Here is a 26874-nt window from a genome sequence, read left to right as displayed (position 1 = left end):
AACGTAGATAACGCAGGTTGAGAGATCGATGGCTTGGCGCCGCCGGCGCAGCCCTGAACCGCCGGCATCGGGCGCGTCAGGCGGCGTGCTTCTTGGCGAACTCCGCAAAATATGCGTGCATGGTCGGATCGGCGATCGGCGCGATCAGCCTCGCCACATCGTCTGCAACTGCACCGTCACCGCGCAAGGGTCTGCTAGGCTGATGGCCCATTGCCCAGTCGGGAAAGCTGCGCTCGGCAATCGGGCGATTGTCGAGTGTCACGGCGGCGAAGTGGCGTCCGTCGGCCTTGATACGGTCGTATGTCTGCACAACCGCATCCGCCGGTCCTTCGAGCGCCTGCAGGAACCGACGTCCGCCGACAACCAACAAGCCCGTCACGCCGACCGCCGCATTGTTACGCCGCGACGCGCGCAGCACGCCCTCGAGCTCAACCGCCGACAGCTCGGCGCGGGCGGTACTGATGTAGATGAGACGTATCAACGCGAACTCCTTCGAGTCCGACGTAACCGCCGAATCTAAACGTCAAATTAAACAGGAATTGCTGCGGTGTGTTCGGGATCGATCAGCGCATTTGCCAGTGGAAACACCGCCCCCGCACCCTCATCCAACCCACCGGACATGGTCGCTGGCGATCAAAACCGCGTATCGACGACGCCGCGAATGGATGTTTCTCGGTATCACGCCAAGCTCGAGACGATACGCGTCGCATGGCCTCATCCTTGCTTTTGATGCCGATCTCGGCTGTTGCCCGGCGATGGATATTCCCGCGCTGTATCATTCGGTTATTCTCTGGATCGGAGACGGGACCGGCCTGCCCGACGCGATCCTCCATATCCATGCCGGGCTCATCATCCTCATGCTCGTGCGGCTCGTCAGCGGCCGGTCGTTGGGAACGCTTATCCCCTTGCTGGTCGTCGTCCTGGCGGAACTTGGCAACGAGACGCTCGACTACCTCAACTACGGCATGCGCTGGGCCGACACGCTTTCGGATATCGGCAACACCATATTCTGGCCCCTGATCATCAGCCTGAGCGTGAGATTGCGTCCCATGGTGCGACGAGATCAGACCGTGCAATGAAAACGCGGGGGTCAAATCCGCCGGTGCGTCGCGGTGGTTGGACCAAAGTAGATGCATGGAGCCGGATCGTTCGAGCTCAGTGTTCCGTCATCGACGGAAACGGCTCGCTCGAGAAAAGGGAATAACACGCGCGAGCCGCAGTCCGGATGGCCGGATACGGTCTTGGGACGTAGCCGGCTCGGATTTCATGCGCCTGCAAACGTCCGGGATCAAGCGCTTTTTTGAACTCGGAGTATGCCGACCCGCCTTGGTGACGAGCCAAAGATTAGGACGAGCCGACATACCCGCGCATCAACCAACGGACGGGCATGTCGGGCGCATTGTTCGAGACATCTGAACGCGTTGCGGCGGAGCCCCTTATCGAAGGCGCGACACAATCAGATCAGCGCATCCAAGAGACCGATCAGCGGGCGATCGGCGGGCGGCATCGGCAGGGAGTGCATCTCGTTCGGCCTCACCCAGCGCAGCGCGGTCGCTTCGAGCGCACGCGGCACGCCGGTCCATTTGCGCGTGATGTAGAGCAACAACAGCAAATGGCGATCGCCGAGCGGCGCGCTGGCGAACGTCGCGGGCGCGAGGCAGGCGTGCGGCACGACGATCGCCAACTCCTCCTCGAGTTCGCGAATCAGGGCCGCCTCGGGGGTCTCGCCAGGCTCGATCTTGCCGCCAGGGAACTCCCATAGACCCGCGAGCGACTTGCCTTCCGGACGTTGCTGCAAGAGCACGCGGCCTTCGAGATCGACGAGCGCGGCCGCTACGACGGGCAGCAGCAAAAACGGCGCAGCGGGCATCGGTCCCGATACGGACGGATCGTTGGTCATTCCTTAATTTCCCCGCGATTAAACCGCACCCATGAGCCCTATATCCGTCGCGACGCATGCCGTCATCCGAACGATCGCGCGCGTGCTGCGCGAAAGACGGGGGGCGACCGCGATCGAATACGGGCTCATTATCGCGCTGGTCGTGATCGCGATGATCGCCGGCCTCACCGCGCTTGCCGATACGACGACGGGCATGTGGGGCAACGTCAACTCGAAGGTCGCCAACGCGCGCTGATCCGCAAAAGAAACGGCGCCCACCTTAAACCTTTCTCAACCAACCACTTGTATCCCTCAAATCGCTGATCCGGTCCGTCCGGTGCAGCCGGGTGACACAGACGCAATCGAAACGATGGAGACCGGAATGAAGACGATCCGCAAGTTTTTCAAGAATTCCAAGGGTGCGACCGCAATCGAATACGGCCTGATCGCCGCGCTGATCGCCGTTGCCGCGATCGCCGCGATGCAGGGCCTGGGTTCGAGCCTGACCAAGACGTTCAACAACGTCTCGACCAAGCTGAACACCTCGACCACGTAATCATCGCGCTGGAGAGTGGCGCAACCGCGACCGCTCTCCGGCACGACATGCGAGTCGAAAGGGCGGCGGAACCTCGGTTCCGCCGCCCTTTGTGCGTGGGTCAGAGACGGCCCATCTTGAGGAACTTGGCCTGGCGGTCCTTACGAAGTTCGCTAGGTGTGAGCGGCGCGAGGTCTCTGAGCGCAGACGACAGCGCATCGGCCAGCGACTCGATCGCGGCCGCGCGGTCGCGGTGCGCGCCACCCAGCGGCTCGGGGACGATGTCGTCGATCACGCCGAACGACTTCAGGTCTTGCGCGGTGATGCGCATAGCTTCGGCTGCTTCGGGCGCCTTGTCGGCGGTGCGCCACAGGATCGAGGCGCAGCCTTCGGGGCTGATCACCGAATAGATTGCGTGTTCGAACATCAGCACGCGGTTGCCCGCGGCCAGCGCGACCGCGCCGCCCGAGCCGCCTTCGCCGACGATCGCCGAGACGATCGGTACGCCGGCGTTCAGACACGCTTCGGTCGAGCGGGCGATCGCCTCGGCCTGGCCGCGCTCTTCGGCCTGGATGCCGGGGAACGCGCCGGACGTGTCGACCAACGTGATGATCGGCAGGCCGAATCGGTTGGCGAGTTCGACCAGGCGGATCGCTTTCCGGTAGCCCTCGGGCTTGCCCATGCCGAAATTATGGCGGAGGCGGCTGGCGGTGTCGTCGCCCTTCTCGTGGCCAAGCACCATGATCTTGCGACCCCGGAACGTCGCGAAACCGCCGATGATTGCCTGGTCGTCGCCGAAGGCTCGGTCGCCCGCGAGCGGGACGAACTCGTCGAACAGCGCGGCGACGTAATCCTTAAAGTGCGGGCGCTCGGGATGACGCGCGACCTGCGTCTTCTGCCACGGAGTCAGGCGCGCGAACGTGTCCTTCAGCAGCTTGTCGGACTTCGCCTGCAAGCGGGCGATGTCGGTGGCAAGGTCGACGCTGCCTTCGGCGGCGGTGTCGCGGAGTTCGTCGATCCGGCCCTGGAGTTCGGCGATCGGTTTCTCGAAGTCGAGGAAGCTTGGCATCAGCGGCGGTTACGGCGCGGGATCGCTCGCGTCAACGCGGGGGCATATCCGCGAGCGGGTGACGCGTGTTGACGAGTTCGACGAGGCGGCTCGAATCGACGTGCGTGTAGATTTCCGTGGTGGCGATATCGGCGTGGCCGAGCATCGATTGCAGTGCGCGCAGGTCCGCGCCGCCGGCGAGCAGATGCGTGGCGAAGGCGTGACGCAGCACATGCGGGCTGACGCGGTCGGGGGGGATGCCTGCCTCGGCAGCTATTGCCTTCACGAGTTGATACAGGCGGATGCGTGACAGATGGCCCTTGCCCGAGGGGAACAGCCAGAGTCGGTCGGTCGCGACGTGGGTGCGCCAGATCGCGACGGCGGCGCGCGCTCGGTCGGAGATGGGAACTAGCCGCTCGCGCCCGCCCTTGCCGCGCAGGATCAGGAACGGGCGATCGGGATGGACCGCGTTACGCGGCAGGCTAACCAGTTCGGTCGCGCGCAGGCCCGAGCCGTAGAGAAGCTCGAATAATGCGGAAAGACGGAGGTCGTTGGGGTCTAGCGGATCGCGTGCGGCGCGTTCGGCGATCGCGGCGAAGAGCCGGTCGACATCGGCGTGGCTGAGGATTTTCGGCAAGGTGCGCGCGGTACCGGGTCGGGGCAATGCCTTGCCGGGATCGTCGGCGCGGTGGCCTTCATCGGCGAGGAACGCGAAGAAGCGGCGGAGCGAAGCGGACTTCCGGCCGACGGTCGAGCGGGACAACGCCGACCACTCGTCGGCGAGCCTGCCCAGCGCGTCTGCATCCGCGTCGACCAGTCCACCTTCCAGCGTCTGGGAGGCAAGCGTCAGGTCACTACGATACGCCGCCACCGTGTTCGCCGCGGCACCGACCTCCGCAGTCATCATTTCGAGGAACCGGTCGATCAGCGCGCGATCGCGACCGTGGCTCACGCGCGCGCGATCGCCTCGGCCGCGATCATCCGCGCTTCGCCGTCGAGGCCGACGCCGCGCAGTGCGCCGACGATGCGGTACAACGCTTCCGGGGGGATGTCCTTCCAGCTCACCGCCTGCATGCCGACCGCCGCCAGCAGGACGACCGTCCCGGCCTGGCCGTCGCGCGCAGCGCGATCGAGCGCCCGCGTCCAGGCATTGTCCGCGCCGATCCGAACGCCGAGCGACTGTGCAGCACGCTCGATGTCGCCCTGGTTGAGGCGACCGAGACCTGCCAACCCCGCGAACAACATGCGCTGCTTCAACGCCGAATCGCCCTCGCCACCGGTATAGGACGCAAGGTCGGAATAGCTGAGGCGGCGATACGCGTCGGGATCGCTGAGCATTATCATCGCCCAGGCGTCGCTGCCGGCGGGTACCGAGCCCAGCCAGCGTGCCGCGGTGCGATCAAGCCCGGCGGACAGCATCGATGCGACCAGCAGATCCGCGTCAGCCTTTGCCAGATTGGGGTTCAACCGGGACGCCGCCCGCGCGGTCAGCACCAGCCGCGCATAGTTCGGACGCGCATTCGCACCGCCCCACAGCTGACGCAGTGCGGTGAGCCGCGAATCAGGGTTGCGATCGGCATAGGCGGTCTGGAGATCGTTGGCGGTCGCGGTCGCGCCACTCTGCGTATCGTCGTCGGTCGCCGCCGCCGCGTAGAGATCGACGAGCGCGGCGCTGGACAGCACCCCCTGCCCCGCGGCAGCCTCCGCCGGGGCCAGCCGATCGCCGAGCGCAACGGAGGGCGACAGCGCCTGCCAGTATTTCACCTGCGGGCCCGCAGTACCGTACAACTCGTCCGGCACCGCGACGCCGGTCGCCATCGCGAGCCCGAACCGCCACGCGGTCAGCCGGTCGACGCCGTCCCATTCGATCGTCACGGCCTGGCGCCCCTGCGCGCCGGCGCCGACGACTTTCTGCGCGAGCAGCAGGTCGACGCCGCTGGCGACATTGCGACGCTTGGCGGTCGCGATCAGCGGGCTCGCCTGCGCGGGATTGCCCGACAGCCCGGCGCACATCGCCTGCGCCATCGTCCAGCCGCGCGCCGGGGCGTAGCGCATCGCACCCGTCACCAGCGGGCACAGGCCAGCCGGATCGCCCGTTGCCAACGCGGTATTCATCGCGACCTGATAGAGCTTCGGCGTGTAATTGTCGGTGTCGACGTTCTGCGCGACCGCACGCGCGGCAACCGATTCGCCCATCCGCAGCAACAGCCACGCGCGCTCAGCGGCGAAATCCGCACCGTTGGTGCGGCTGGGCGTATCGACATGCGACACCAGTGCGCGCCGCAACAAAATCGACATCCAGCGTGACGGGAGCGGCGCACTGAGACGGCGCATCAGCGTCTCGACATATTGGCCGTCCGCCTCACCGAAGGCATCGGTATCTAGGCCGCCTTCGCTTGCCGTGACCGGGCCGACTGTCGCAAGCGACCGACGCGCGGACGCCGGCATCTCGTACTGCGCGAGCACGGCCGGATCGACCGGCGCAGGCGTCGCGACAGGTGGCACCAGCGGCGCGTCGCCCGGCGTAGTGGGCGGCAAAGGCTGGATCATCGCGCCCGGCTGTGCGGGTGCGTTCGCCGGAGCGGTCGGTTGCGCGGGATCGGTCGGACGGGTCGGCTGCGTACCGGCAGGCGGCGTGGGTCGCGGTGCGGGCGCAGGCGTCGGCTCGCCGAACCCCGGCGGCAGGATCGATTCGGGCCGATCCTGGCCGGTTGCGGGTGCCAGCGCGACCAAGGCTCCGACGGCAACCGCCGCCGCTACGGATGCCTTAAGAGAGGTTCGCAAGCGTCACGGCCTTTTCGACGTGGCTCTGCGGACGCTCGGTCGCGCGGCCTGCCAGCAGGAACAGGCCGCCGACCACGACCACAAGAACGACGACGACCGAGACGATGAAACGGGACATACGACGTAACCTTGTAGTGGACGGGTGTAGTGGACGATCGGCGAAATATCGCGCGCCAAGAGCTTTTGCCCTCGCGCGGTGCCGCTGTATAGCGCGGGCTACGATGTTGCAAAGCCACAACCCTTCCGGCGGACCCTCGGGCGGTCGCCGCCCTGCCCCGATCAATCGCCCGATCGTGCTCGTCGGGCTGATGGGCGTCGGCAAGACCACCGTCGGCCGCCGCCTCGCGCTGCGCATGAACCTGCCGTTCGTCGATGCCGACCACGAGATCGAGGCCGCATCGGGGATGACCGTCGCCGAGATCTTCGCCAAATACGGCGAGGACTATTTCCGCGATGGCGAACGCCGCGTGATCGCGCGGCTGATCGACGGCACGCCCAAGATCATCGCGACCGGCGGCGGCGCGTTCATCAACGACGACACGCGCGCGCTGATCCTGCGCGATGCGGTGTCGGTGTGGCTCAGCGCGCATCCCGACATCCTGGTCGAACGCGTCGGCCGGCGCGACACCCGCCCGCTGCTCCGCAACCGCGATGCGGGGAAAGTGCTCGCCGAACTGGCGCGCGTGCGCAACCCGATCTACGCGCAGGCGCACATCCATATTGTCAGCAACAAGACGCCGCACGAAGCGACCGTCGCCGCAATCCTGAGAGCGCTTGGCCGATGAAGACCGTTACCGTCGAACTGGGTTCGCGAACCTATCCGATCCATATCGAGGCGGGGATTCTCACGCGGGCGGGCGAGTTCCTTGCGCCGCTTGCTAAGGGCCGTCGCGTGGCGATCGTAACCGACGAGAATTTGTCGGTTCACCTCGCGACGTTGCAGACTTCGCTGACTGCGGCGGGGATCGCGTCGGAGGCGATCGTGCTGGCACCAGGTGAGGGCAGCAAGAGCTGGGCGACGCTGGAGATGCTCTGCGACCGGCTGCTCGAACTCGGTGTCGAGCGCGGCGATCACGTCGTTGCGCTGGGCGGCGGCGTGATGGGCGACCTGATCGGGTTCGCCTGCTCGATCCTGAAGCGCGGGTGCAACTTCGTCCAGATCCCGACGAGCCTGCTTGCGCAGGTCGACAGCTCAGTCGGCGGCAAGACCGCGATCAATACGAAGGCCGGCAAGAATTTGATCGGCGCGTTTCACCAGCCGGTGATGGTGCTGATCGATCCGCAGGTGCTCGACACGCTGCCGATCCGGGAACTGCGCGCGGGTTACGCCGAGGTCGTGAAATACGGCCTGATCGACGACTTCGCGTTCTTCGAGTGGTGCGAGGCGAATGGCGCAGCATTGCTAGGCGGCGACATCGGCCTGCGCGAATACGCGATCGCGCACAGCGTTTCTGCCAAGGCGCGGATCGTCTCGGCGGACGAGCATGAGACGAACGGGACGCGCGCCCTCCTCAATCTTGGTCACACGTTCGGGCATGCGCTGGAGGCCGAGACCGGGTTCTCACAGGCGCTGATCCACGGCGAGGGTGTCGCGGCGGGTTGTTCGCTCGCGTTCGGTTTTGCCGCGGCGCAGGGGATCTGTTCGGGTCAGGATGCGGAGCGCGTTGCCGCACACTGGCGCGACGTCGGGCTGCCCGACGGTCTCGCAGCGGCGAAGATCGGCGCGAGCGGTACGCGGCTCGTCGATCACATGCGGCACGACAAGAAGATGGCGGCGGGCACCCTCCCCTTCCTGCTCGCGCGCGGGATCGGCCAGACGTATCTCGACAAGACGGTCGACCTGGCCGACGTCGAGACCTTCCTCGACGCGCAGCCCCGCTGATGCCCAACGGTGTCGCCAAGCAGAACCTACCAACCAAGATGTGTCCGGCATGCGAGCGGCCGTTCACGTGGCGGAAGAAATGGGCGCGCGACTGGGACAGCGTGATCTACTGCTCGGACGCGTGCCGGAAGAAACGGTAGCGTCCGAAGACCAGCAAGAAGTTTGTTCACCCGCGAAGGCGGGTGCCCAAACTGGGTCCCCGCCTTCGCGGGGAAACAAGCTTTGTTTGTTATCCCCGGGCGCTCCAAGCCAGCCACAACCACCCGCCGATCAGCAACGCGCCGCCGATCGGCGTTATCGCGCCGAACCAGCGCGGCGCGCCTAAGGCCATCGCGTACAACGTCAGCGCGAAGATCGCCGCGCCGACCACGAACAGCCACGCCGGTCCCCGCGCCTCCATCCGGATCGCGACCAGCGCCGCGACGACGTGGACCAGCTGATACTGCGCGCCGGTCCGCAACCACTCCGCCGCCGACCCGCTCGCGCCGTGCGCACCGAACGCCCCCGCGGCAACTGCGATCGCGCCCGACAAGGCCGCAAGAATGGCGATAATCATTGCGTATCATTCCCCCAGGGAAAGCGTTTGGCGGTCTCGGCACGTGCCGCGCGCATGTCACCGGAATCGATCTGCAACTGCAACCGCTCCTTGTCGCGCGACCGGTATTGCTCCTCCGCGCGGTCGATATCGGTCGGCGACACGTCCAGCCCACGCAGCGCCAGCCGCGCCATCTTTACCGCGGACTCCATCACTTCGCGTACCACCGCCGTCGCCGACGTGTTCTTGAGCTTCACCAGCGCACGGCGATCGAACGCGCGGACGTAGATAGCGGCGTCCGGGAATGCCTCGTGCACGCCCTCGATCGTGTCGGGGTCGAGCTGGTCGCCATCCATGCAGAAGCAGATGATCTCCGCCTCCGCCGCGCCCGCCTGCCGCAACAGGTCGAGCCGCGTGCCGTCGCCGTAATAGACCTTGGCGCCGAACTCACCGGCGATGTCGATCATTTCGATATCGGTGTCGATCAGCGTCACCGGAATATCCTGCGCGAGCAGTATCTGGCCGACCGTCTGGCCGAACCGCCCATAGCCGACGATGATCGCATTCGCGCCGTCGACCTTGGGGCCGTCGCGCTCCTGCCCTTCGGCAATCGGTTCGGTGCGGAAACGCCGGGTAATCCCCATCAGGAACGGCGTGGTCGCCATCGACAGCGTGATGATCGCGCCGAACAGGCTGGCCGCCTGCGGTTCGATCAGCAGCCCCGCCTGCGCCTGCGCGAACAGCACGAAGCCGAACTCGCCGCCCTGGCTGAGGAGCAGTCCGAGCGCGAACGCCTGCCGCCACGTCATCTTGAACGCCATGCCGATCAGCATGATGACGCTCGTCTTGGTCGCGATCAGCGCGGCAGCCATCGCCATCACGAACACCGGCCGCTCGGCGATCGCGTTGAGGTCGAGCACCATGCCGACCGCGAGGAAGAACAGCCCAAGCAGGATCGAGCGGAACGGCTCGACATCGGCTTCGAGTTCATGCCGATACGGGCTGTCCGCCAGCATCACGCCAGCGATGAATGCGCCGAGCGCGGTCGACAGCCCGAGCCATTCCATGATTGCCGCGCTGGCGATGACGGTGAAGAGGCCGGCGAACACGAACATTTCGCGCTCGCCGAGATTGCCGATCAGCCGGAAAAACGGGCGCAACAGGAAGCGCCCTGCGACGACGAGTCCGACGACCGCGAGCACCGTGTAGATCGCGAGCAGCCAGCCGGGAGGCGCATTCGCGTCGGCCGGATTACGGCTCATCGCCGCGACGATCGTGATCAAGGGCACGATCGAGAGGTCCTGGAACAGCAGGATCGAGAACGCGCGCTCCCCGAACGGGGTCTTCATCCGCCCCGAAGAGCGCAGCATCGGCAGCACCTGCGCGGTCGACGACAGCGCGAGCGGCAGGCCGAGCGCAAGCGCGGCGGGGAGCGAGAACTTCGCCCCGACCCAGACGATCGCGGTGATCGCCAGGCCGCAAATCGCGACCTGGAGAAGGCCTAGACCGAAGATCTCCTCCTTCATCTTCCAAAGGCGTGACGGGTTCAGTTCGAGCCCGACGATGAACAGCAGCAGCGTGATGCCGAGTTCGGCGAACCCGAGCTTCGACTCCGCATCGCCGACCAGACCCAGCACATGCGGCCCGACGACGGCGCCCGCAACGAGATACCCCAGCGTCGCACCGAGCCCGAGCCGGCGGAACAGCAGCACGAACATCAGCCCGAACCCGAGCAATACGACGCCGTCGCGGAGCAGCGACGGTGCCGTGCCCTCCGCCATCAGACCTTCGCCTTTGCAGCGGTATCGGCAGCCTCGGCCGCGGCTTCGAACGCGAGCCGGATCGAAGGGTGGCGCGCGGTGTAGTCGAGTGCGGGGGTGAAAATATCCATCCCCGGCCAATCGGGCGCATCGCCCTCGCGCGCAAGCCACGCCGTCAGCGCGTCGCGCGCGGCGGCGAGTTCGGCGGGGGTGCGGCCGAGGATATTCGACGCAAGCAACGACGACGACGCCTGGCCGAGCGCGCAGGCACGGACCAGCAGGCCGACCTCGCTAACTTTGCCCTCATCGTCGACCGCGACATCGATCGTCACGCGGCTGCCACAGATCGGCGAGCGTTTCTCCGCGGTCGCCATCGGCTCAGTCAGACGTTCGTGATGCGGGATCGTCGCGGCAAGGCGCAGGATCTCGGCGTTGTAGAGGGGCGCGCTCATGATTTCGGCTCGCTTGCGTTATCGGATCGGGAAGGCGGCGTGGTTGCGCCGAAAACGGGTTTGCCGCGGCGGCGGCGGTCGACGAAATCGGCAATTCCCGCGCTCGTCGCGTTGAGCAGCGGATAGGTGCGCGATGTCGTCATCCAGCCGGGCCGGCGCGACGGTCCGCCGCTCATCGTGTCCATGACGAGCGTCGCGAGCAGGAAGACGAGGCTGGCGAGGATAAGCCCTTTCAACGCGCCGAACCCGAAGCCGAGCGCGCGGTCGACCGGCCCGAGGATCGACGTCCGCGTCCGCGCGCCGATCGCGTTCGCGACGAGACGCCCGCCGATATACGTGACGCCGGTGATGATCGCGAACGCGAGCACCGCGGCGCCACCAACGGTCCCGACCATCGGCGACAGCGCGGCGGCAAGCGGGATGTGGAACAGCTTCAACATCGCCACCATCGCCACCCAGGCGAACATCGACAGCACTTCGGTGACGAACCCGCGCACCAGCCCCAGCACCGCGGACCCGGCGACGGCGATCAGGACGACGATGTCTAGGGCGGTGAGGATCATGGCTTCTGGAATAGGGACGCGCGGCGCGAACCGCTAGTGCGCGCGGCGATCGACGCGCTCTAGTGGTTCAAACCGAACACACCGTAGCGCTCGCGCCACGCGGCGACTTCGTCCTGCAGATGCGCGGGTGCAGCCTCGCCCGATAGGACGAAGCGGGCGACGTCGGTGTCGGGATGCATCAGCATTTTCTTTGACCCGTCGCTGAACCAGACCGGGACCAGCTGGTCGCACACGCTGTCGAGCACCGCGGCCGCCATGCCGTTCGCGATCGCGTCGCTGCCGGCGAGGACGCGGACATTGATCGAGACGCCTTCGAGGCAGTTCTGCGGTTCCTTGACGAAATTGAGCGACACGAGAAGCCCGGACCGGTCGGGCCGTGCCTCGTCGGGCAGGCTCGCGACCCGGCGCCAGGCGCAAAACCAGGTCCGGCAGATGCGCGGGCGGACGGCGTGGATTCCGCACCCCTTATTGGAGAGGTGGATGCACGGCGTTCCCGCGGGTTTGCCGAACTCGGGGGTGTCCACCGTCAATTCGGTGCAGCACGCGGTGCAATCTCCGCACTCTCGATCGGGGAGAATCGGCCCCAGCAGCGCGGTTTCCACGTCGGTATGGGGTTGCATCCGCGTGCGCGCGTCCGTCGGAGGCGGAGTTTCACGCCGATCCACGGTTCAATTCCCTTCGGAATCTACCGTGAAGACCATCGGCTTGCCCCGCGACATCGGCTCCCACCCCGCGGCCAACGCCGCCCGCACGCCGCGCGCGATCGTCGCGTCGTCGATCTGGAGCCGCCCGCGCGGCAATCCCTTCAACAGGCGTTTCGGCGCGGGGAATTCGAGCAGAGCTTCGCGTTTGGCGTCGTCCTGCAACAGCGAGATCGTCATGCCCTTCCAGCCTTCGGCATCCGTGTGTTGCGGTTCGCGCTGGAGGTGCCAATCGTATCGGGTGCCGTCGACCTCGACGGTACCGGTATTGCTTTTCGTGTTCGCCATGCGGGCGGCCATAGCATGGCTGTCGCGAGAGGCCATGCGTTCGGGGTGGCGGATTTGCAGGATGCAGTGCCGTTGCGTGCGGTTTGATTGACCGGTGATCGGAAACACCCCACCGCCCCACCCCGGCGGAGGCCGGGGTCCAATTGGAAAGGTCGAGGTGGCTACGCGCAACGATTGCCAGCAGCGTTTCCCAATTGGACCCCGGCCTCCGCCGGGGAGGTGACTAGCCGGGACGTTAACAACGAACCGAAGCTATCCCCGTCCTGCAGGTACGCCTGGCCCAGTACCCTCACTAACGCTGCCTTGTTCTCCCGCGAAGGCGGGAGCCCAGTCTGGATCCCCGCCTTCGCGGGGAAACAAGGTTTCGGGTGCCTACCCCCGCCCCATCATGTGATCGACGAAAGAGGCTAGCGTCTTGAACCCCGACAGCTTCATCCCGCTCTTCTCCCCCGTCATCGACGCCGGCACCAATGCGCGTTCGAAGCCGAGCTTGCTTGCCTCCTTCAACCGCAGCGGACCATGTGCGACCGGGCGGATCTCCCCCGACAGCGCGACCTCTCCGAACGCCACCGCGTCGACCGGGACCGGACGCTCCGACATCGCCGAGATCAGCGCCGCCGCCACTGCGAGGTCCGCCGCCGGATCCTGAACTCTGTAACCGCCAGCGATGTTCAAATACACTTCCGCGTTGGAGAAGCTCAGCCCACACCGTGCCTCCAGCACCGCCAGGATCATCGCGAGCCGCCCCGAATCCCAGCCGACCACGGCGCGCCTTGGTGTGGCCCCCGACGCTAGCCGCACGGTCAGCGCCTGAATCTCGACCAGCACCGGCCGCGTACCCTCCAGCGCCGGAAACACCGTCGCCCCCGTCATCGCGTCATCACGGTGCGTCAGGAACAGCGACGACGGATTGCCGACCTCCGCCAACCCCTCGGTCTGCATCGAGAACACGCCGATCTCGTCGGTGCCGCCGAAGCGGTTCTTGATCGCGCGGAGGATGCGGTATTGGTGGCTGCGCTCGCCCTCGAACGACAGCACCGTGTCGACCATATGCTCGAGCACGCGGGGGCCGGCGATCGAGCCGTCCTTGGTGACGTGGCCGACCAGAACAACGGCCGTACCGCGCTCCTTGGCAAACCGGATCAGTTCCTGTGCCGAGGCGCGCACCTGGCTGACCGTGCCGGGCGCACCCTCGATCAAGTCGGAGTGCATCGTCTGGATCGAATCGATCACCAGCATCGCGGGCGGCTTGGTCTGCAACGTCGTCAGGATGTCGCGTGTCGAGGTCGCCGCCGCCAACTGAACCGGCGCGTTGCCCAAGCCCAGCCGCCGCGCGCGCAAGCGCACCTGGTCCGCCGCTTCCTCGCCTGAGACATACGCGACCGACTGCCCCGCCAGCGCCATCTTCGCCGCCGCCTGCAACAACAGAGTCGACTTGCCGATACCCGGATCACCGCCGATCAGCGTTGCCGACCCCTCGACGAACCCGCCCCCCAGCGCACGATCGAGTTCAGCGATACCGGTCGCCATCCGGTCCGGCAGCTTGATCTCCGCATCGAGCCCGACAAGCTGGATCGCGCGGCCGCCGGTCTGGAGATTATGCTTGGAATGGAACGGCGTGGCGGCGGTGTTCGCCTCCTCGACCATCGTATTCCACTCGCTGCAGTCGGCGCATTGCCCCGCCCAGCGGTGCGATACCGATCCGCAGGCCTGACATACGTAACGCTTCTGGGGTTTCGCCATACTGCCGATGTACGAGAACGATACGGGAACATCAATGGCTGGCGGCCGGCCTATGTTGCGGATTTAGTGGCGCTTGGCGGCGCACGGCGTTATCCGCGCGACGATGCACGCCACCGACCTGCGCATCGCCCTGTTCAGCGGCAACTATAATTACGTACGCGATGGCGCAAACCAGGCGCTGAATCTGCTCGTCGGCCATCTGCTGTCGAAGGGAGTGACGGTGCGTGTCTATTCGCCGACGAACGCCAGGCCGGCCTTCCCGCCGACCGGCGATCTGGTCGCGGTGCCCTCGCTGCCGCTGCCGGCCGGGCGTGGCGAATACAAGATGGCGCGCGGGCTGCCCGCTGCGATCCGCCGCGACCTCGATGCGTTCGCACCGAACATCGTCCATGTGTCGGCGCCCGATTTCCTGGGGCATCGCGCGATCAGCTATGGCCGCCGCAACGGCATCGCGACGGTCGCCTCGCTGCACACGCGGTTCGAGACGTATTTCCGCTATTACAGGATGGCGTTCTTCGAGCCGATCATGGTGAATATCCTGACACGCTTCTACAACCGGGTCGACGAAGTGCTGGTGCCGGGGCGCGGCATGGCGGAGATCGTCCGCGACTGGGGCGTGACGACGCCGACCGCAATCTGGTCGCGCGGGGTGAACCACGATCGCTTCACGCCGACGCGCCGCGATCTCGAATGGCGGCGCGCGCGCGGAATTGCCGACGGCGAGGTTGCGGTCGGGTTTCTTGGGCGACTGGTGAAGGAAAAGGGGCTCGACGTCTTCGCCGACGTGATCCGCGAGCTGGAGCAGCGCGGCGTGCCCCACAAGGTGCTGGTAATCGGCAAGGGGCCGGCGCGCGAATGGTTTGCGAGCCGGGTGCCGGGTGCTGTGTTCGCAGGGTTCCAGTCGGGCGACGATCTTGGCCGCGCGGTCGCATCGATGGACGTGTTCTTCAATCCGAGCGTGACCGAGACGTTCGGCAACGTGACGCTCGAGGCCATGGCGGCGGGCGTTCCCGTCGTGGCCGCCCGCGCGTCGGGCGCGGTCGGGCTGGTCGATGACGGCGTCACGGGGTTTCTGGTGCCGCCGACGGATATTGCCGGGTACGCGGATGCGATCGGGCGGATCGTATCGGAACCGGGCCTGCGCGAGACCATGGGCTGGGCCGGGCACGACAAGGCCGCCGGGTATCTTTGGGATACGATCAACCAGACGGTGCTGGACACGTATCTCGAGGTGATGGCGCGGCGGGGTAAGTGATGCCCTGACCTGCCCCCTCCTTGGAAGGGAGGGTTGGGGGTGGGTCGGCTTCCGCATGTTCAGGCGTAGATGGCTCGAACCGGCCTACCCACCCCCGGCCCCTCCCTTTCAGGGAGGGGGGCAGGTTGCGCTATGCTCAGGGCGCCGTGACCCAGTCGAACGTCAACGGCGCCTCGCGGAAGGCGAAGCGGTCGAGGTGGCTCGACACAACCTCGCGCATCCGGTCCACGTCCTCCCCCTCCGGCACCGTCAGCGCGACGTCCAGCGTTTCGCTGTCGGCGCGCATCTCCAGAACGGCACCGTTCGGAAACGCGATGCGGCCCTCTTCCTCCGAGAAGGTGACCTCCATCTTGTGGCTCCAGTGTTTGGCGAGCTGCTGGAGATATTTGCTCGCCGAATGCGTCGGCACTCTTGCGACCGAGACGCTCACTTCAAGCGCTCGATCTTCTGCGCGGCTTCGTCGAGCAACGCCGCGACTTCGTGCAGCGTATCCTCGTTGACGTCCTCTCGCATCAACCGGTGCTGGAGCACCTGCCGCAGATTGCCCATCGCACGCCGGATCGGCGCGCCATCGGTCCGCTCGGACTCCGCCCCGACCGCCGCCAGCCGCGCGAACAGCCCGTCCACCACGGCCGCATTCTCGGCCAGATGCGCGCGACCCTCGTCGCTCGCCGCAAAGCGCTTCTTCGCGCCCTCCGACTGTTGCTCCTCGATCAGCCCCATTTCGTCGAGCATGCTGAGCGTCGGGTAGACGACGCCCGGGCTCGGCGCATAGCCACCCCCGGTCAGCCCCTCGATCTCGCGGATCAGGTCGTAGCCGTGGCGCGGTGCGTCCGCGATCAGCTTCAGCATCACAAGCTTCAGCTCGCCGCCATCGAACAGCCGCCGCCGACCACCGGGGCCGCCGCGTCCGTGTCCATGTCGACCATGACCTTCGTGACCCGGCCGACCCCGACCTTCGCCATCAGCCCGCGGGCCACCGGTCCAGGCTCCATATCCCATACCAAAACGCATTTGAGTGTTCTCCGATATATCTTCATTCATGAGGTGCGATATATCGCAGACTGTTTCTGGTTCAAGTGGTGGGTGAGAAAAATTCGTCACCCCGGACCTGTTCCTGGGTCCACTGGTCGGCAAACTCGCCGTCGAGGAGTATGCGGACCGGTGGATGCCGGAACGAGCCCGGCATGACGGAGAGTAAGTGGCAACGGATGGGCAAACCGGCCGCCCGCCCCTATCTTCTCGGAATGGCCGATCTCTTCGCGGGCTTCGAACCCGCCGCCCCCACTGAAACGCATCCCGAAAACGCGCCGCTTGCCGACCGCCTGCGTCCTCGCACGCTGAACGAGGTGGTCGGGCAGGATCACATCACCGGCCCCGAAGGCGCGATCGGGCGGATGGTGTCGGCGGGGCGATTGTCCTCGATCATCCTGTGGGGCCCGCCCGGCACCGGCAAGACCACCATCGCGCGGCTGCTCGCCGACGCGGTCGACCTGCGGTTCGTCGCGATCTCGGCGGTGTTCTCCGGCGTCGCGGATCTCAAGAAGTCGTTCGCCGAAGCACGCGAGCACGCCAAGATCGGCAAGCGGACCTTGCTGTTCGTGGACGAGATCCACCGCTTCAACCGCGCGCAGCAGGACGGTTTCCTTCCCTATGTCGAGGACGGCACGGTGACGCTGGTCGGCGCGACCACCGAGAACCCCTCGTTCGAACTCAACGCCGCCTTGCTCAGCCGCGCGCAGGTGCTGATCCTCGAACGGCTCGGCCGTGGCGCGCTCGAACAATTGCTCGACCGCGCCGAGACGGAGATGGAGCGCCCCCTCCCCCTCACCCCGCCCGCCAAGGATGCGCTGATCGCCAGCGCCGACGGAGACGGCCGCTTCCTGCTCAACCAGGCGGAGACGCTGTTCTCGGTGAACCTTCCCGAACCGCTTGATCCGGCCGGGCTGTCGAACTTCCTGCAACGCCGCGTCGCGGTGTACGACAAGGATCGCGAGGGGCATTACAACCTGATCTCCGCGCTCCACAAATCGATCCGCGGGTCGGACCCGCAGGCCGCGCTCTATTATCTCGCGCGGATGCTGACCGCGGGCGAGGAACCGCTGTTCCTGCTGCGCCGCCTGACCCGCGCCGCGGTCGAGGATATCGGCCTCGCCGACCCGCAGGCGCTGGTCCAGTGCATCGCCGCCAAGGACACCTACGACTTCCTCGGCAGCCCCGAAGGCGAACTCGCGATCGCGCAGGCCTGCGTCTATCTCGCCACCGCGCCCAAATCGAACGCAGTCTACAAGGCGCAGAAGGCAGCCTGGAAATCGGCGCGCGAAACAGGCTCGCTGATGCCCCCCGCGTCGATCCGCAACGCGCCGACCAAGCTCATGCGCGATATCGGCTACGGCAAGGGCTATGCGTACGATCACGACGCGGAGGATGCGTTCTCGGGCTCGGATTACTGGCCTGACGAGATGAGCGCGCAGACCTTCTATACGCCGACCGAACGCGGGTTCGAGAAGCGCCTGTCGGAACGGCTCGCCTATTGGGATGGCCTGCGCGCGGAAAAGAGGTCGTGAAGGATTGGGCTGCGGTCGCACAGTATGCACTGTCGCTGCCCGAGACCCAGGCATCGACCTCGTACGGCCAGCCCGCGATCAAGACTTGCGGCAAGATGTTCGTCAGCGCCGGCCATGTCGATGGCAGCTTCCACGTCCGCAGCCCGCATGACGAGAAGGCCGTCCTGATCGCGACCGATCCCGACAGTTTCTGGCAGACGGCGCATTACGAGACCTGGCCCGGCCTGCTGGTCCGCTACGGAACGCATGATCCCGAGCGCGTTGCCCACGTGATCGCCCGCGCGTGGTGGGATCAGGCATCGGCCAAGCAGCGAAAGGCGTATGGCGATCGCCCCTGACCGCTTCGGCCATTTCGCCGCGATCGACTGGTCGGGCGCGGTCGGTCCCCGGCAATCGGGGATCGCCGTGGCGATCTGCGCGCGCGGGGCCGCTGCACCGACATTGGTCACAGCCGAAGGCGGCTGGTCGCGCACCGCCGCGCTCGATTGGCTGGCGAACGCGATGCCGCCGGATACGCTGGTCGGGCTCGATCTCGGGCCATCGCTTCCGTTCATCGACCAGGACGCGTTCTTTCCCGGCTGGGCAGAGAGTCCGGCAGATGCGCGCACGTTGTGGGCGCTGGTCGAGCGGATTTGCGCGGACGATCCGCATCTGGGGGCCAGCAGCTTCGTCGATCATGACGAGGTTGCGCGGCATCTGCGTCGCCACGGCGGGCGCAAGGGCGAGTTCTTCGAAGGGTCCGGCCGGCTCCGCGTGACCGAGGAAGCACAGCGGCGGCAGGGATTGAGCCCAACCAGCAACCTCAACCTCGTCGGCGCGGCGCAGGTCGGCAAGTCGAGCCTGACCGGGATGCGCGTGCTGCACAGGCTGGCCGGCCACGTGCCGGTCTGGCCGTTCGATCCCGTACCGTCCGAGGGTTCGGTGATCGTCGAGATCTACACCACGATCGCCGCGCGCGCCGCCGGCATTCGCAAGGGGCTCAGCAAGATCCGCGACGCCGCCGCGCTCGACGTGGCACTGGGCGTGATCGGCAGCGCCTCGCACGCACCCCTCGCCCGCTACGACGACCACGCCACCGACGCGATCCTCACCGCCGCTTGGCTCCGCGCCTACGCCGATCGCCCCGAACTCTGGCACCCGGCAGCGATGACATCGCATATCGCGCAAACCGAGGGCTGGACCTTCGGCGTATCTTGAAGCATGGGGCGATTACGCCTGACGCGAACGGGCCGGTTTAGCTCAGTTGGTAGAGCGCCAGTTTTGTAAACTGGATGTCGCGGGTTCGATTCCTGCAACCGGCACCATTTCCGACTTCTGATCAACGATGTGCAGCCACCTGCGTAGCATCGCTCGGTAGCGCTCGAGCTCGAGCTCCAACACCAGCATCCCCAGACAAAAAAAATCCCCCGCGCCCGAAGGCACGGAGGATCTTCGGCGTCCGTGGCTCGCGTCGACCGACACGAGCCAGCGTTGGATCAGAACCGGACGGTCGCACCCACGGCCAGGTTGCGGCCGAGCGAGTCGTAGCGCTGCGGGATCGTGTTCGTGCGCGCGAGGGCGACGTTGTACGAGTCCGGAACGATCGGCGCGCTCTTGTCGAGCAGGTTGTTCGCGATCAGGCGGAGCGAGAACTGCTTGTCGATCGCGAAGTTGAGCGCGAGGTCGAAGTAGCTCTTCGGCGAAACACGGTAGTAGCTGGTCCGTGCGCGCGCGTCCGTGCCGCCGATCGCCTCGTCGCCCGAATTGTCAGCATTGGTCAGCGAGCCGACATAGCGCCAGTTGAACGAGGCGCTGAAGCCGCGGTCGAGCGTGGTGTAGGTCGCGCGCAGGCCGTGCGACCATTTCGGGATCAGCTGGCCACAACCGTTGCCGTAATACCCGGCGCAGTTGCGCTCCGGCTGGACCGGCGAGTCCTGGCCGCCCGCGAACGTCGTCAGCGACCCGTTGAAGTTCCAGTCGATCTTGCCGGCGCTGGCGAGGTCGAGCGTGTACTGCGCCTGGAAGTCGTAACCGCGGGCGATCGACGTGTAATAGTTCGTCGTGCCCTGGCGAATGAAGCCGGTGGTCGGGTTGCTCCCGGCCGTCGAATACAGCGTACCCGTACCCGGATTGCGGACGATACCCTGGCAGAAGAACGCGTCGCCGTTCGAACGCTGGCAGCCATCGGTGTAGTAGCTGTAGTCGTTGTAGCCGAGCGAATCGTTGATCTTGATCTGGTAGCGATCGACCGAGAACACCAAGCCCTTCACGAACCGCGGCTTCACGATCAGGCCGTAGGTCTGCGTGTAGGCGGTCTCCGGATCGGCGGTGTAGCCACCCGAGCGCACGGTGCATGCCGCCGAGCCGTTAGGCGCGGTGCCGTTGCTGCACAGCAGGGTCTGGCTGCCGTAGAGCGCATCGGACAGGCCGGTTGCACGGCACACTTCGCGCGACGCGATCGGCGCGCCGTAGGTCACGCCATTGGCGCCGTTGACGACCGTCGGTGCGCAGAAATCGTTGAACGTGCCAGCGCCGCCCGACGCGAAATCGACGTTGGTCGCCTGGCGGATTTCGGTCACCGTCGGCGCGCGCTGCGCCTTGTTGAACGAGGCGCGGAACGTCAGGTCGCTGACGGGGGCGTAGATGCCCTCGACCTTCCAGGTGTTGAACGTGCTCGGGTTGCTGCTGTACTTCGACACGCGGTAGCCGCCGTTCACCTGCAACAGGTCGGCGAAGCGCTTGTGCTCGACCAGCGGCGCCTGGACCTCGATATTGGCCTCCCAGACGTCCTGCTTCAGGTAGCTGTCGGTGCCGCCCAGGCCTGCGCGATACACGCTGTCGGCGGTCGATTTGAGCGTATCCTTGCGATATTCCGTGCCCAGCGCGATCGCGACGCCCTGCTCGGCGAACGGCGAGGTGATGCCGTATTTGCCGAGGTCGCCGGTGACGTTGGCCTGTACGTCGTACAGCGTACCGGTGGTCGCCGCCGTGCCCTGGTCATACAGATAGTCGATGAGGGCCGGATTGGTATTGCCCGCGCTGAACGCGTCGAAGGGAACGCAGGCAGGATCCGTGGTCGTTGCGCAGGTCGGTGCGGCGCGCGTGCCACCGACGTTGATCGAGTTTCGCAGGTTGGTCGCGTTGACGAAGCTCGGCGTGTAATCCTGGTGGTTGCGGGCATAGACGCCGCCGACGTCATAGGTCCACGCGCTGCCGACCTTGCCGCGGACGCCGCCGGTCAGGCGAACACCGGTGTTCAGATACGCGTCGGGCTGATCGTTGCCCTCACCAAGACGATAGCGAAGATCGATCGGTGCCGTCGCCACCGTGCCAGCCGCAGCACCGCAGATCGCGGTCGCCTGCGCACCCGACAGGAACGGGTTGTTGCAGTTCACCTGGACGGAGCCACCGGCGATCGCCGGATAGTTGTTGTACGACTTGTCGCGGAACCAGATGCCCGACGCATACAGCTCGGCGTCGGGTGCGATGTCGAGGCTGACGAAGCCACCGGCGTTCACGCGCTCGGATGGGCGCTGATACGCATAATTGCTGAAATAGTTCGAGGCGTTGCCGGCACCCGGACCGAACGGCACAAAAGTACGTGTGACGTTCGGGTTGTTGACGAGCTGCGCGTTGGCGTTCGCACCGCTGAGCGGCGTGATGAGGCCGCTTGTCGAGCTGCTCGGCGTGAGGCCGCACGACAGCGGCGCGTTCAGGCTGGTCTGCGTCAGGTAGCAGCCCGAGTTGGACCGAGCCGACAACAGCACCTCGTCGGTGTGCTTGTAGTTGACGAAGCCGTTGATACGCAGCGCGCCGTCGAACAGCTTCTTGCCTGCGGTCAGCGTGACGTCGGCACGACCGCCATCGTTGGTCAGGCCGCGCGGGCTGCTGAAGCCTGACGAACGCGCCAGCGACGACACGACGGTGTCCTTGTTGTTGTGGTTGTAGAAATTATAGTTGCCGTCGAGCTGGATGCCTTCGAAATCCTTTTTCAGGACGAAGTTGACGACGCCCGCGACTGCGTCCGAGCCGTAGACCGACGATGCGCCGCCGGTCAGCACGTCGACCCGCTCGAGCAGCGACGGCGGGATGATACCGACGTCCTGGCCGTTCTGCGTGCCGAGGCGCTTGCCGTCGATCAGGACCAGCGTGCGCTCGAACCCGAGGCTGCGCAGCTTGATGCGCTGGCGACCGTCGGAGTCGTTATAGGTCTGCTGGCTGTCCGGCGCGATCTGCGGCAAGCGGTTCAGCACGTCCTCGACGTTGACCGCCGCCTGTGCGCGGATGTCCTGCGCGGTGACCGAGGTGATCGGGGCGGCCGACGTCATGTTCGGACGCTGGATGCGCGATCCGGTGACGACGATCGTGTCGTCCTTCGTGTCGGGATCGACGGCAGTGGTTGCGGTGGTGGCATCCGCCTCGACCTTGGCTTCGGCGGGCGTGCTCGCGGCAGCCTGGGCGGGCGTCACGGCCTGCGCGGGCACGTCCTGTGCGAATGCCGTGGTAGCGGAAAACACGAGAGATCCGACGAGCGCGATCCGCGAAACAGAATGGCCGAAGTTCATACCTACCCCTAAAAAAGCCCGGTTGCGTGATAGCGCTATACCGGTTGCCCGTACTGGTTTGGTCAAAACACGTCGTCAGTCAATGCCGAAGCAATACCGGTCTAGAACATTTGCGTTGGAATGTTGCAAATCGGCGTCACTACTGGCGGTCGACATCTCGTTGCGATAGCGTGCACACAAGAACGCAAGGGGGATCTGATGGAGAACACGCGACGGTCGTTGCTCGCCGGCTTGGGCGGCCTGGGCATGATACCATTCGTAGCGACTCGGGCCTCTGCCCGATCGGGTGCCGCGACGGACGCTTCGGCGACCGGGGCCATGGTCCTGTCGACCTGGGACTTCGGCGCCGCCGCCAACACGGTGGCCTTCGCGGAACTCGCCAAGGGTGGCTCCCTGATCGACGCGGTCGAGGCCGGCGCGATGGTACCCGAGGCGGACCCTACCAATCATAGCGTCGGCTATTCCGGCTATCCCGATCGCGACGGCCACGTCACGCTGGACGCCGTCATCATGGACGATGTCGGCGGCGTCGGGGCCGTCGCCGCGCTGGAGAACACGGTGCATGCGATTTCCGTCGCGCGCCGCGTCATGGAGCGAACGCCGCATACCTTCCTCGTCGGCGAGGGCGCGACGCGGTTCGCGCGTGACCAGGGATTTCCGCAACAGTCGCTGCTCACCCCGGAATCGGAAAAGGCATGGCGCGACTGGCTGAAGACCGCGAAATACCAACCCGAAGCCAATAGCGAGAACCGCATCACCCGGACGCCCGGCGGCGCGCTCGACCATGACACGATCGGCCTGCTCGCACGGACGGCCGACGGGCGGATGGCGGGCGCCTGCACGACCTCCGGCATGGCGTTCAAGATGCGTGGCCGGGTCGGCGACTCGCCACAAGTCGGGTCGGGACTGTACGTCGAGGCAGGCGTCGGCGGTGCCACCTCGACCGGGCTCGGCGAGGAAGTGACCCGCGTCGCTGGCTCGGCACGCGTCGTCGCGTCGATGCGCGGCGGGTCGACGCCGCAACAGGCATGCGAAGAGGTGGTCCGGCATATCGCCAAGCTGCGCGGCGACGCGATCCGCGGCGTCCAGGTCGGCTTCCTCGCGCTCGACACGAAGGGCAATGTCGGCGCGTTCTGCCTGCTGCCGGGCTTTACCTATGCAGTCACCGACGCGCGCGGCAAGACGACGGTGCTGAAGGCGCGGTCGCTGTTCCAGGCGTGAGCGTGCCGAAAGACATGGTGCGTGGTACCCGAACGATGCTCGAAGTCTGCGTCGAGGATCTGCACGGTATCGACACGGCGATCGCTGGCGGTGCCAATCGCATCGAACTGTGCGCGGCGCTCGGCGTCGGTGGGCTTACACCGCCCGCGTCGCTGATCCGGGCAGCGGCGGCGTCATCGGAGGTCTCCGGCGTACCCGTCCACCTCCTGGCCCGGCCACGCGAAGGCGGCTTCGTCTATACCCCGCGTGAGCAGGCGTTGATCGCGGACGACATTCGCACCGCGGCCGAAGCCGGATTGGCGGGAATCGTCATCGGCGCGCTCGATGCCGACCACCGGCTCAACCTGCCTGCGCTTGCCGCCTGGGTCGCCCACGCCAAGTCGTTGGGAGTAGCCCGCGGACGTCCACTCTCGCTGACGCTGCACCGCGCCTTCGATCTGTGCCGCGACATGCCCGACGCGATCGAGTCCGCCGTCACGCTCGGCTTCGACCGGATCCTGACCTCGGGCGGCGCCCCCAAGGCGATCGACGGCGTCACGATGCTGGCGGCACTGCACCAGCAAGCCGCAGGACGGATCATCGTGCTAGCAGGAAGCGGGGTCTCGCCAGAGACGTTGCCCGCGATCCTCGCGACCGGTGTCCGCGAAGTCCACGCCTCGTGTCGCACGGCCATGACGACCGCCGCCGATCCCGCCGAACTACGCTTCGGCTTCGCCTCGCCGGGGCGCGCAGCGACGAACCGCGACGCGGTAGAGCGACTGGCGAACATGGTGGCTGGACATCCGGCGCTTGAATAATACCAATCCATAACTTACTCAAACCGGTCTGGGTCGGGGGGCCTCTCGCTCCTCGCCGAACGCCAATCGAAGCGAGCCGCCATGCACGACGCCACTCCGCCTCCGCTAACACCCCCGCCGATTGCGGAAACCGCGACGCTGATGTTCCGCGAGGCTGCGGAATCGTCCGAGGCCGTCGCGCGGATGCTCGCGACCAACGCCGCGGCGTTCGCGGCGCTCGGTGCGCGTCTTCGTAGCGCCCCGCCCGCCGTCGTCGTGACCTGCGCGCGCGGCTCGTCGGATCACTCGGCGGTGTACGGCAAGTATCTGATCTGGACGAAGACCGGTATCCCCGTCGCCGCCGCGGCGCCTTCGATCGTGTCGATCTACGACGCACCGCTCGGCGCGCGGAACACGCTGTGCATCGCGGTATCGCAGAGCGGTCGCAGCCCAGACCTGCTCGCCGCAGTCGCCGCGCAGAAGGCGGCCGGCGCGCATGTCGTCGCGTTCGTCAACGACGAGACCTCGCCACTCGCCGAAACCGCCGATACGCTGATCCCGCTGTATGCCGGACCGGAAAAGTCGGTCGCGGCGACCAAGTCCTATATCTGCTCGCTCGCCGCCTTCGCCGCTTTGACTGCGGAATGGGCGGACGACGATGCGTTGCGTAGCGCGGTTGCAGCGCTCCCCGCAGACCTCGCACGCGCCTGGGCGCTCGACTGGTCGGCCGCCGTCGCACCGCTGCGTACGGCGACCAATCTGTTCGTAATCGCCCGCGGCATGGGCTTCGGCATCGCCAACGAGGCGGCGCTGAAGATGAAGGAAACCTGCGCGCTACACGCCGAATCGTTCAGTTCGGCCGAGGTCCGCCACGGCCCGATGCAGCTGGTCGAGGACGGCTTCCCGTTGTTGGCTCTCGCGACCTCCGATGCGGCCGGGGACGGCGTGCGCGATGCGGCGCGCGAGTTCGCCGAGCGTGGCGCAGGCGTGTTGCTCGCCGACGCCGGGCTCGACGGCAGCAGTGACGACGGCGTCCTGCCCGCGCTAAAAGCGCATCCGGCGATCGAGCCGATCCTGATGATCCAGAGCTTTTATCGCATGGTCAACGCCCTCTCGCTTGCTCGCGGGTTCAACCCCGACGCACCGTCGCATCTCAGCAAGGTGACGCGCACGTTATGACGATCTTCCGGTTTTCGAATGGCCATGTGGTCACCCCCGCGGGCGTCCTGAACGACGCGACGATCGTCGTCGAGGACGGGCGGATCGCCCGGATCGACAACGCAACCTCTGACCAGGCCGTGGATCACGCAGTCGATCTCGACGGTGGCTGGCTCATGCCCGGCTTCGTCGATACGCAGGTCAACGGCGGCGGCGGCGTGCTGTTCAACGATACGCCCACGGTCGAGGGCATCGCCGCGATCGGCGCGGCGCATCGGCCGTTCGGCACCACCGCGTTCCTGCCGACGCTGATCAGCGACACGCCCGACGTGATCGCGCTCGCGCTCGACGCGGTCGACGCGGCGATCCTCGCAGGCGTGCCCGGTGTGCTCGGCATCCATATCGAGGGCCCGGTGATCAGCCCGGCACGCAAGGGCATCCACGACCCCACGCGCTTCCAGGACCTCGATGACGCGCTGCTCGCGCTGCTGACTCGCCCCCGTCTCGGCCGGGTCATGGTGACGCTCGCACCCGAGCGCGTAACCGCGGCACAGATCGCGACGCTGACCGCCGCCGGCGTGCTGATCAGCATCGGCCATAGCGATGCGGACCACGCCACCGCGAGTGCCGGGATGGCTGCCGGGATCACCGGCGTGACGCATCTGTTCAACGCGATGTCGCCGCTGGTCCATCGTGCCCCAGGCGTGGTCGGCGCGGTGCTCGACGACCAGGCGGTGTATTGCGGGATCATCGTCGACGGCTTCCATGTCGACGACGCAGTGCTGCGGATCGCGTTGCGCGCACGGCCGCACGACCGGTTCATGCTGGTATCCGACGCGATGCCCTGCGTCGGTGCGGCCGAGAAGTCTTTCGTGCTGCAAGGCCGCGAGATCCATGTCGAGAATGGCCGCTGCGTCGGCGCCGACGGCACGCTGGCAGGCTCCGATCTCGACATGGCGGGCGCGGTCCGCAACACCGTAGACCGCCTAGGCGTCGCACCCGAGGTCGCCGCGGCGATGGCGGCGACCTATCCGGCGGCGTTCCTGCGGCTGTCGCAGGAGCGCGGCACGTTGCAGGTCGGCCGTACCGCCGACTGGGTCGTGCTCACCCGCGACCTCCATCCAGTCGGCACATGGATCGGCGGGGCAAGCGCGGCCTGACCGCTTCTACCCCGCTTTTGCCC

At 66.5% G+C, this 26874-nt stretch carries 31 protein-coding genes and 1 tRNA gene; 15 read left to right on the top strand and 17 right to left on the bottom strand.

Annotation, left to right across the window (positions count from 1 at the left end):
• Positions 1-76: 76 nt before the first annotated feature.
• Positions 77-481, bottom strand: a complete 405-nt coding sequence (locus AC59GX_RS05315) for a BLUF domain-containing protein (RefSeq protein ID WP_426280781.1) — start codon at positions 479-481, stop codon at positions 77-79.
• On the opposite strand from AC59GX_RS05315, the gene AC59GX_RS05310 reads away from it, so the two are divergent.
• Positions 468-1079, top strand: a complete 612-nt coding sequence (locus tag AC59GX_RS05310; RefSeq protein WP_426280782.1) for a hypothetical protein — start codon at positions 468-470, stop codon at positions 1077-1079. The two genes, AC59GX_RS05315 and AC59GX_RS05310, sit on opposite strands and share 14 nt — an antisense overlap.
• A 377-nt stretch (positions 1080-1456) precedes the next feature.
• On the opposite strand, the gene AC59GX_RS05305 is transcribed toward AC59GX_RS05310, so the two are convergent.
• Entirely contained in the window at positions 1457-1900 is a 444-nt protein-coding gene (locus tag AC59GX_RS05305; RefSeq protein ID WP_426280783.1) for a (deoxy)nucleoside triphosphate pyrophosphohydrolase, read from the bottom strand.
• Positions 1901-1931: 31 nt separating this feature from the next.
• Between AC59GX_RS05305 and AC59GX_RS05300 the strand changes: the two genes are divergently transcribed.
• Together AC59GX_RS05300 and AC59GX_RS05295 are read left to right on the top strand one after the other, a co-directional pair.
• Positions 1932-2135: a Flp family type IVb pilin gene (locus tag AC59GX_RS05300; RefSeq protein ID WP_056486192.1), complete on the top strand. Its 204-nt coding sequence runs from the start codon at positions 1932-1934 to the stop codon at positions 2133-2135.
• A 126-nt stretch (positions 2136-2261) separates the two neighbouring features.
• Positions 2262-2435, top strand: coding sequence for a Flp family type IVb pilin (locus AC59GX_RS05295; RefSeq protein ID WP_426280784.1), 174 nt, complete (start codon positions 2262-2264; stop codon positions 2433-2435).
• Positions 2436-2535: 100 nt separating this feature from the next.
• Here the strand turns inward: AC59GX_RS05295 and AC59GX_RS05290 are convergent, their stop codons facing one another.
• The 4 genes from AC59GX_RS05290 to AC59GX_RS05275 are packed head-to-tail and all read right to left on the bottom strand — an operon-like array spanning position 2536 to position 6364.
• Positions 2536-3483: an acetyl-CoA carboxylase carboxyltransferase subunit alpha gene (locus tag AC59GX_RS05290; RefSeq protein ID WP_253072144.1), complete on the bottom strand. Its 948-nt coding sequence runs from the start codon at positions 3481-3483 to the stop codon at positions 2536-2538.
• 31 nt (positions 3484-3514) lie between these two features.
• Positions 3515-4414 carry a tyrosine-type recombinase/integrase gene (locus AC59GX_RS05285; RefSeq protein WP_426280785.1) on the bottom strand — a complete coding sequence of 300 codons (900 nt, stop codon included), beginning with the start codon at positions 4412-4414 and terminating at the stop codon, positions 3515-3517.
• Positions 4411-6246 carry a serine/threonine-protein kinase gene (locus AC59GX_RS05280; protein ID WP_426280787.1) on the bottom strand — a complete coding sequence of 612 codons (1836 nt, stop codon included), beginning with the start codon at positions 6244-6246 and terminating at the stop codon, positions 4411-4413. The genes AC59GX_RS05285 and AC59GX_RS05280 overlap by 4 nt, the downstream gene beginning before the upstream one ends.
• A complete protein-coding gene (locus AC59GX_RS05275; protein ID WP_258191373.1) occupies positions 6230-6364 on the bottom strand; it encodes a hypothetical protein in 135 nt (44 codons plus the stop codon). The genes AC59GX_RS05280 and AC59GX_RS05275 overlap by 17 nt, the downstream gene beginning before the upstream one ends.
• A 103-nt stretch (positions 6365-6467) precedes the next feature.
• Between AC59GX_RS05275 and AC59GX_RS05270 the strand changes: the two genes are divergently transcribed.
• The 3 genes from AC59GX_RS05270 to AC59GX_RS05260 are packed head-to-tail and all read left to right on the top strand — an operon-like array spanning position 6468 to position 8268.
• Positions 6468-7031 (top strand): shikimate kinase, encoded by a 564-nt coding sequence (locus AC59GX_RS05270; protein ID WP_426280788.1) that lies wholly within the window; start codon positions 6468-6470, stop codon positions 7029-7031.
• Positions 7028-8128, top strand: a complete 1101-nt coding sequence (aroB, locus tag AC59GX_RS05265) for a 3-dehydroquinate synthase (RefSeq protein ID WP_426280789.1) — start codon at positions 7028-7030, stop codon at positions 8126-8128. Before AC59GX_RS05270 ends, aroB begins: the two co-directional genes overlap by 4 nt.
• A complete protein-coding gene (locus AC59GX_RS05260; protein WP_121904050.1) occupies positions 8128-8268 on the top strand; it encodes a DUF2256 domain-containing protein in 141 nt (46 codons plus the stop codon). Before aroB ends, AC59GX_RS05260 begins: the two co-directional genes overlap by 1 nt.
• 89 nt (positions 8269-8357) lie before the next feature.
• Here AC59GX_RS05260 and AC59GX_RS05255 read toward each other — a convergent pair whose 3' ends face one another.
• The 7 genes from AC59GX_RS05255 to radA all read right to left on the bottom strand — a co-directional run bounded on the left by AC59GX_RS05255 (position 8358) and on the right by radA (position 14170).
• Positions 8358-8684, bottom strand: coding sequence for a DUF423 domain-containing protein (locus AC59GX_RS05255; RefSeq protein WP_426280791.1), 327 nt, complete (start codon positions 8682-8684; stop codon positions 8358-8360).
• Positions 8681-10444: a cation:proton antiporter domain-containing protein gene (locus AC59GX_RS05250; protein WP_426280792.1), complete on the bottom strand. Its 1764-nt coding sequence runs from the start codon at positions 10442-10444 to the stop codon at positions 8681-8683. The genes AC59GX_RS05255 and AC59GX_RS05250 overlap by 4 nt, the downstream gene beginning before the upstream one ends.
• Positions 10444-10875, bottom strand: coding sequence for an iron-sulfur cluster assembly scaffold protein (locus tag AC59GX_RS05245; protein WP_426280793.1), 432 nt, complete (start codon positions 10873-10875; stop codon positions 10444-10446). The genes AC59GX_RS05250 and AC59GX_RS05245 overlap by 1 nt, the downstream gene beginning before the upstream one ends.
• Positions 10872-11438: a CvpA family protein gene (locus AC59GX_RS05240; protein ID WP_497301164.1), complete on the bottom strand. Its 567-nt coding sequence runs from the start codon at positions 11436-11438 to the stop codon at positions 10872-10874. Before AC59GX_RS05240 ends, AC59GX_RS05245 begins: the two co-directional genes overlap by 4 nt.
• 59 nt (positions 11439-11497) lie before the next feature.
• On the bottom strand, positions 11498-12058 hold the full coding sequence (locus AC59GX_RS05235) for a YkgJ family cysteine cluster protein (protein WP_426280796.1): 561 nt from the start codon (positions 12056-12058) through the stop codon (positions 11498-11500).
• Positions 12059-12106: 48 nt separating this feature from the next.
• Positions 12107-12439: a hypothetical protein gene (locus AC59GX_RS05230; protein WP_426280797.1), complete on the bottom strand. Its 333-nt coding sequence runs from the start codon at positions 12437-12439 to the stop codon at positions 12107-12109.
• Positions 12440-12799: 360 nt separating this feature from the next.
• The gene (radA, locus tag AC59GX_RS05225) at positions 12800-14170 is read right to left on the bottom strand and encodes a DNA repair protein RadA (RefSeq protein ID WP_426280798.1); all 1371 of its coding nucleotides are present in this window, start codon (positions 14168-14170) and stop codon (positions 12800-12802) included.
• Positions 14171-14273: 103 nt separating this feature from the next.
• On the opposite strand from radA, the gene AC59GX_RS05220 reads away from it, so the two are divergent.
• Positions 14274-15425, top strand: a complete 1152-nt coding sequence (locus AC59GX_RS05220; protein WP_426280799.1) for a glycosyltransferase family 4 protein — start codon at positions 14274-14276, stop codon at positions 15423-15425.
• Between the two features lie 136 nt (positions 15426-15561).
• Here the strand turns inward: AC59GX_RS05220 and AC59GX_RS05215 are convergent, their stop codons facing one another.
• The 3 genes from AC59GX_RS05215 to AC59GX_RS05205 are packed head-to-tail and all read right to left on the bottom strand — an operon-like array spanning position 15562 to position 16420.
• Positions 15562-15855: a DUF2218 domain-containing protein gene (locus tag AC59GX_RS05215; RefSeq protein WP_426280801.1), complete on the bottom strand. Its 294-nt coding sequence runs from the start codon at positions 15853-15855 to the stop codon at positions 15562-15564.
• Positions 15852-16277, bottom strand: coding sequence for a PadR family transcriptional regulator (locus AC59GX_RS05210; RefSeq protein WP_404969304.1), 426 nt, complete (start codon positions 16275-16277; stop codon positions 15852-15854). The genes AC59GX_RS05215 and AC59GX_RS05210 overlap by 4 nt, the downstream gene beginning before the upstream one ends.
• Before the next feature lie 8 nt (positions 16278-16285).
• Positions 16286-16420: a hypothetical protein gene (locus AC59GX_RS05205; RefSeq protein WP_426280802.1), complete on the bottom strand. Its 135-nt coding sequence runs from the start codon at positions 16418-16420 to the stop codon at positions 16286-16288.
• Between the two features lie 252 nt (positions 16421-16672).
• Here AC59GX_RS05205 and AC59GX_RS05200 point away from each other — a divergent pair, with 252 nt between their 5' ends.
• The 4 genes from AC59GX_RS05200 (at position 16673) to AC59GX_RS05185 (ending at position 19296) form a co-directional block, all read left to right on the top strand.
• Positions 16673-17992 carry a replication-associated recombination protein A gene (locus AC59GX_RS05200; RefSeq protein WP_426280803.1) on the top strand — a complete coding sequence of 440 codons (1320 nt, stop codon included), beginning with the start codon at positions 16673-16675 and terminating at the stop codon, positions 17990-17992.
• Entirely contained in the window at positions 17989-18330 is a 342-nt protein-coding gene (locus AC59GX_RS05195) for an MmcQ/YjbR family DNA-binding protein (RefSeq protein ID WP_426280804.1), read from the top strand. Before AC59GX_RS05200 ends, AC59GX_RS05195 begins: the two co-directional genes overlap by 4 nt.
• Positions 18314-19189 carry a hypothetical protein gene (locus tag AC59GX_RS05190; RefSeq protein WP_426280805.1) on the top strand — a complete coding sequence of 292 codons (876 nt, stop codon included), beginning with the start codon at positions 18314-18316 and terminating at the stop codon, positions 19187-19189. Before AC59GX_RS05195 ends, AC59GX_RS05190 begins: the two co-directional genes overlap by 17 nt.
• Before the next feature lie 31 nt (positions 19190-19220).
• Positions 19221-19296, top strand: a tRNA-Thr gene (locus AC59GX_RS05185).
• A 171-nt stretch (positions 19297-19467) separates the two neighbouring features.
• On the opposite strand, the gene AC59GX_RS05180 is transcribed toward AC59GX_RS05185, so the two are convergent.
• Positions 19468-22488 carry a TonB-dependent receptor domain-containing protein gene (locus AC59GX_RS05180; RefSeq protein WP_426280806.1) on the bottom strand — a complete coding sequence of 1007 codons (3021 nt, stop codon included), beginning with the start codon at positions 22486-22488 and terminating at the stop codon, positions 19468-19470.
• A gap of 246 nt (positions 22489-22734) precedes the next feature.
• Here AC59GX_RS05180 and AC59GX_RS05175 point away from each other — a divergent pair, with 246 nt between their 5' ends.
• The 4 genes from AC59GX_RS05175 to nagA all read left to right on the top strand — a co-directional run bounded on the left by AC59GX_RS05175 (position 22735) and on the right by nagA (position 26851).
• Complete coding sequence (locus AC59GX_RS05175) at positions 22735-23757, top strand: glycosylasparaginase (protein WP_426280807.1); 1023 nt, start codon at positions 22735-22737, stop codon at positions 23755-23757.
• A 2-nt stretch (positions 23758-23759) separates the two neighbouring features.
• The gene (locus AC59GX_RS05170) at positions 23760-24554 is read left to right on the top strand and encodes a copper homeostasis protein CutC (protein WP_426280808.1); all 795 of its coding nucleotides are present in this window, start codon (positions 23760-23762) and stop codon (positions 24552-24554) included.
• A gap of 81 nt (positions 24555-24635) precedes the next feature.
• Complete coding sequence (locus tag AC59GX_RS05165) at positions 24636-25712, top strand: SIS domain-containing protein (protein WP_426280810.1); 1077 nt, start codon at positions 24636-24638, stop codon at positions 25710-25712.
• Complete coding sequence (gene nagA / locus AC59GX_RS05160) at positions 25709-26851, top strand: N-acetylglucosamine-6-phosphate deacetylase (protein WP_426280811.1); 1143 nt, start codon at positions 25709-25711, stop codon at positions 26849-26851. The genes AC59GX_RS05165 and nagA overlap by 4 nt, the downstream gene beginning before the upstream one ends.
• The last annotated feature ends 23 nt before the right edge of the window (positions 26852-26874 follow it).

The sequence above is a fragment of the Sphingomonas sp. 320_CC genome (assembly GCF_059691795.1).
This window is presented reverse-complemented; position numbering and strand designations above follow the sequence as displayed.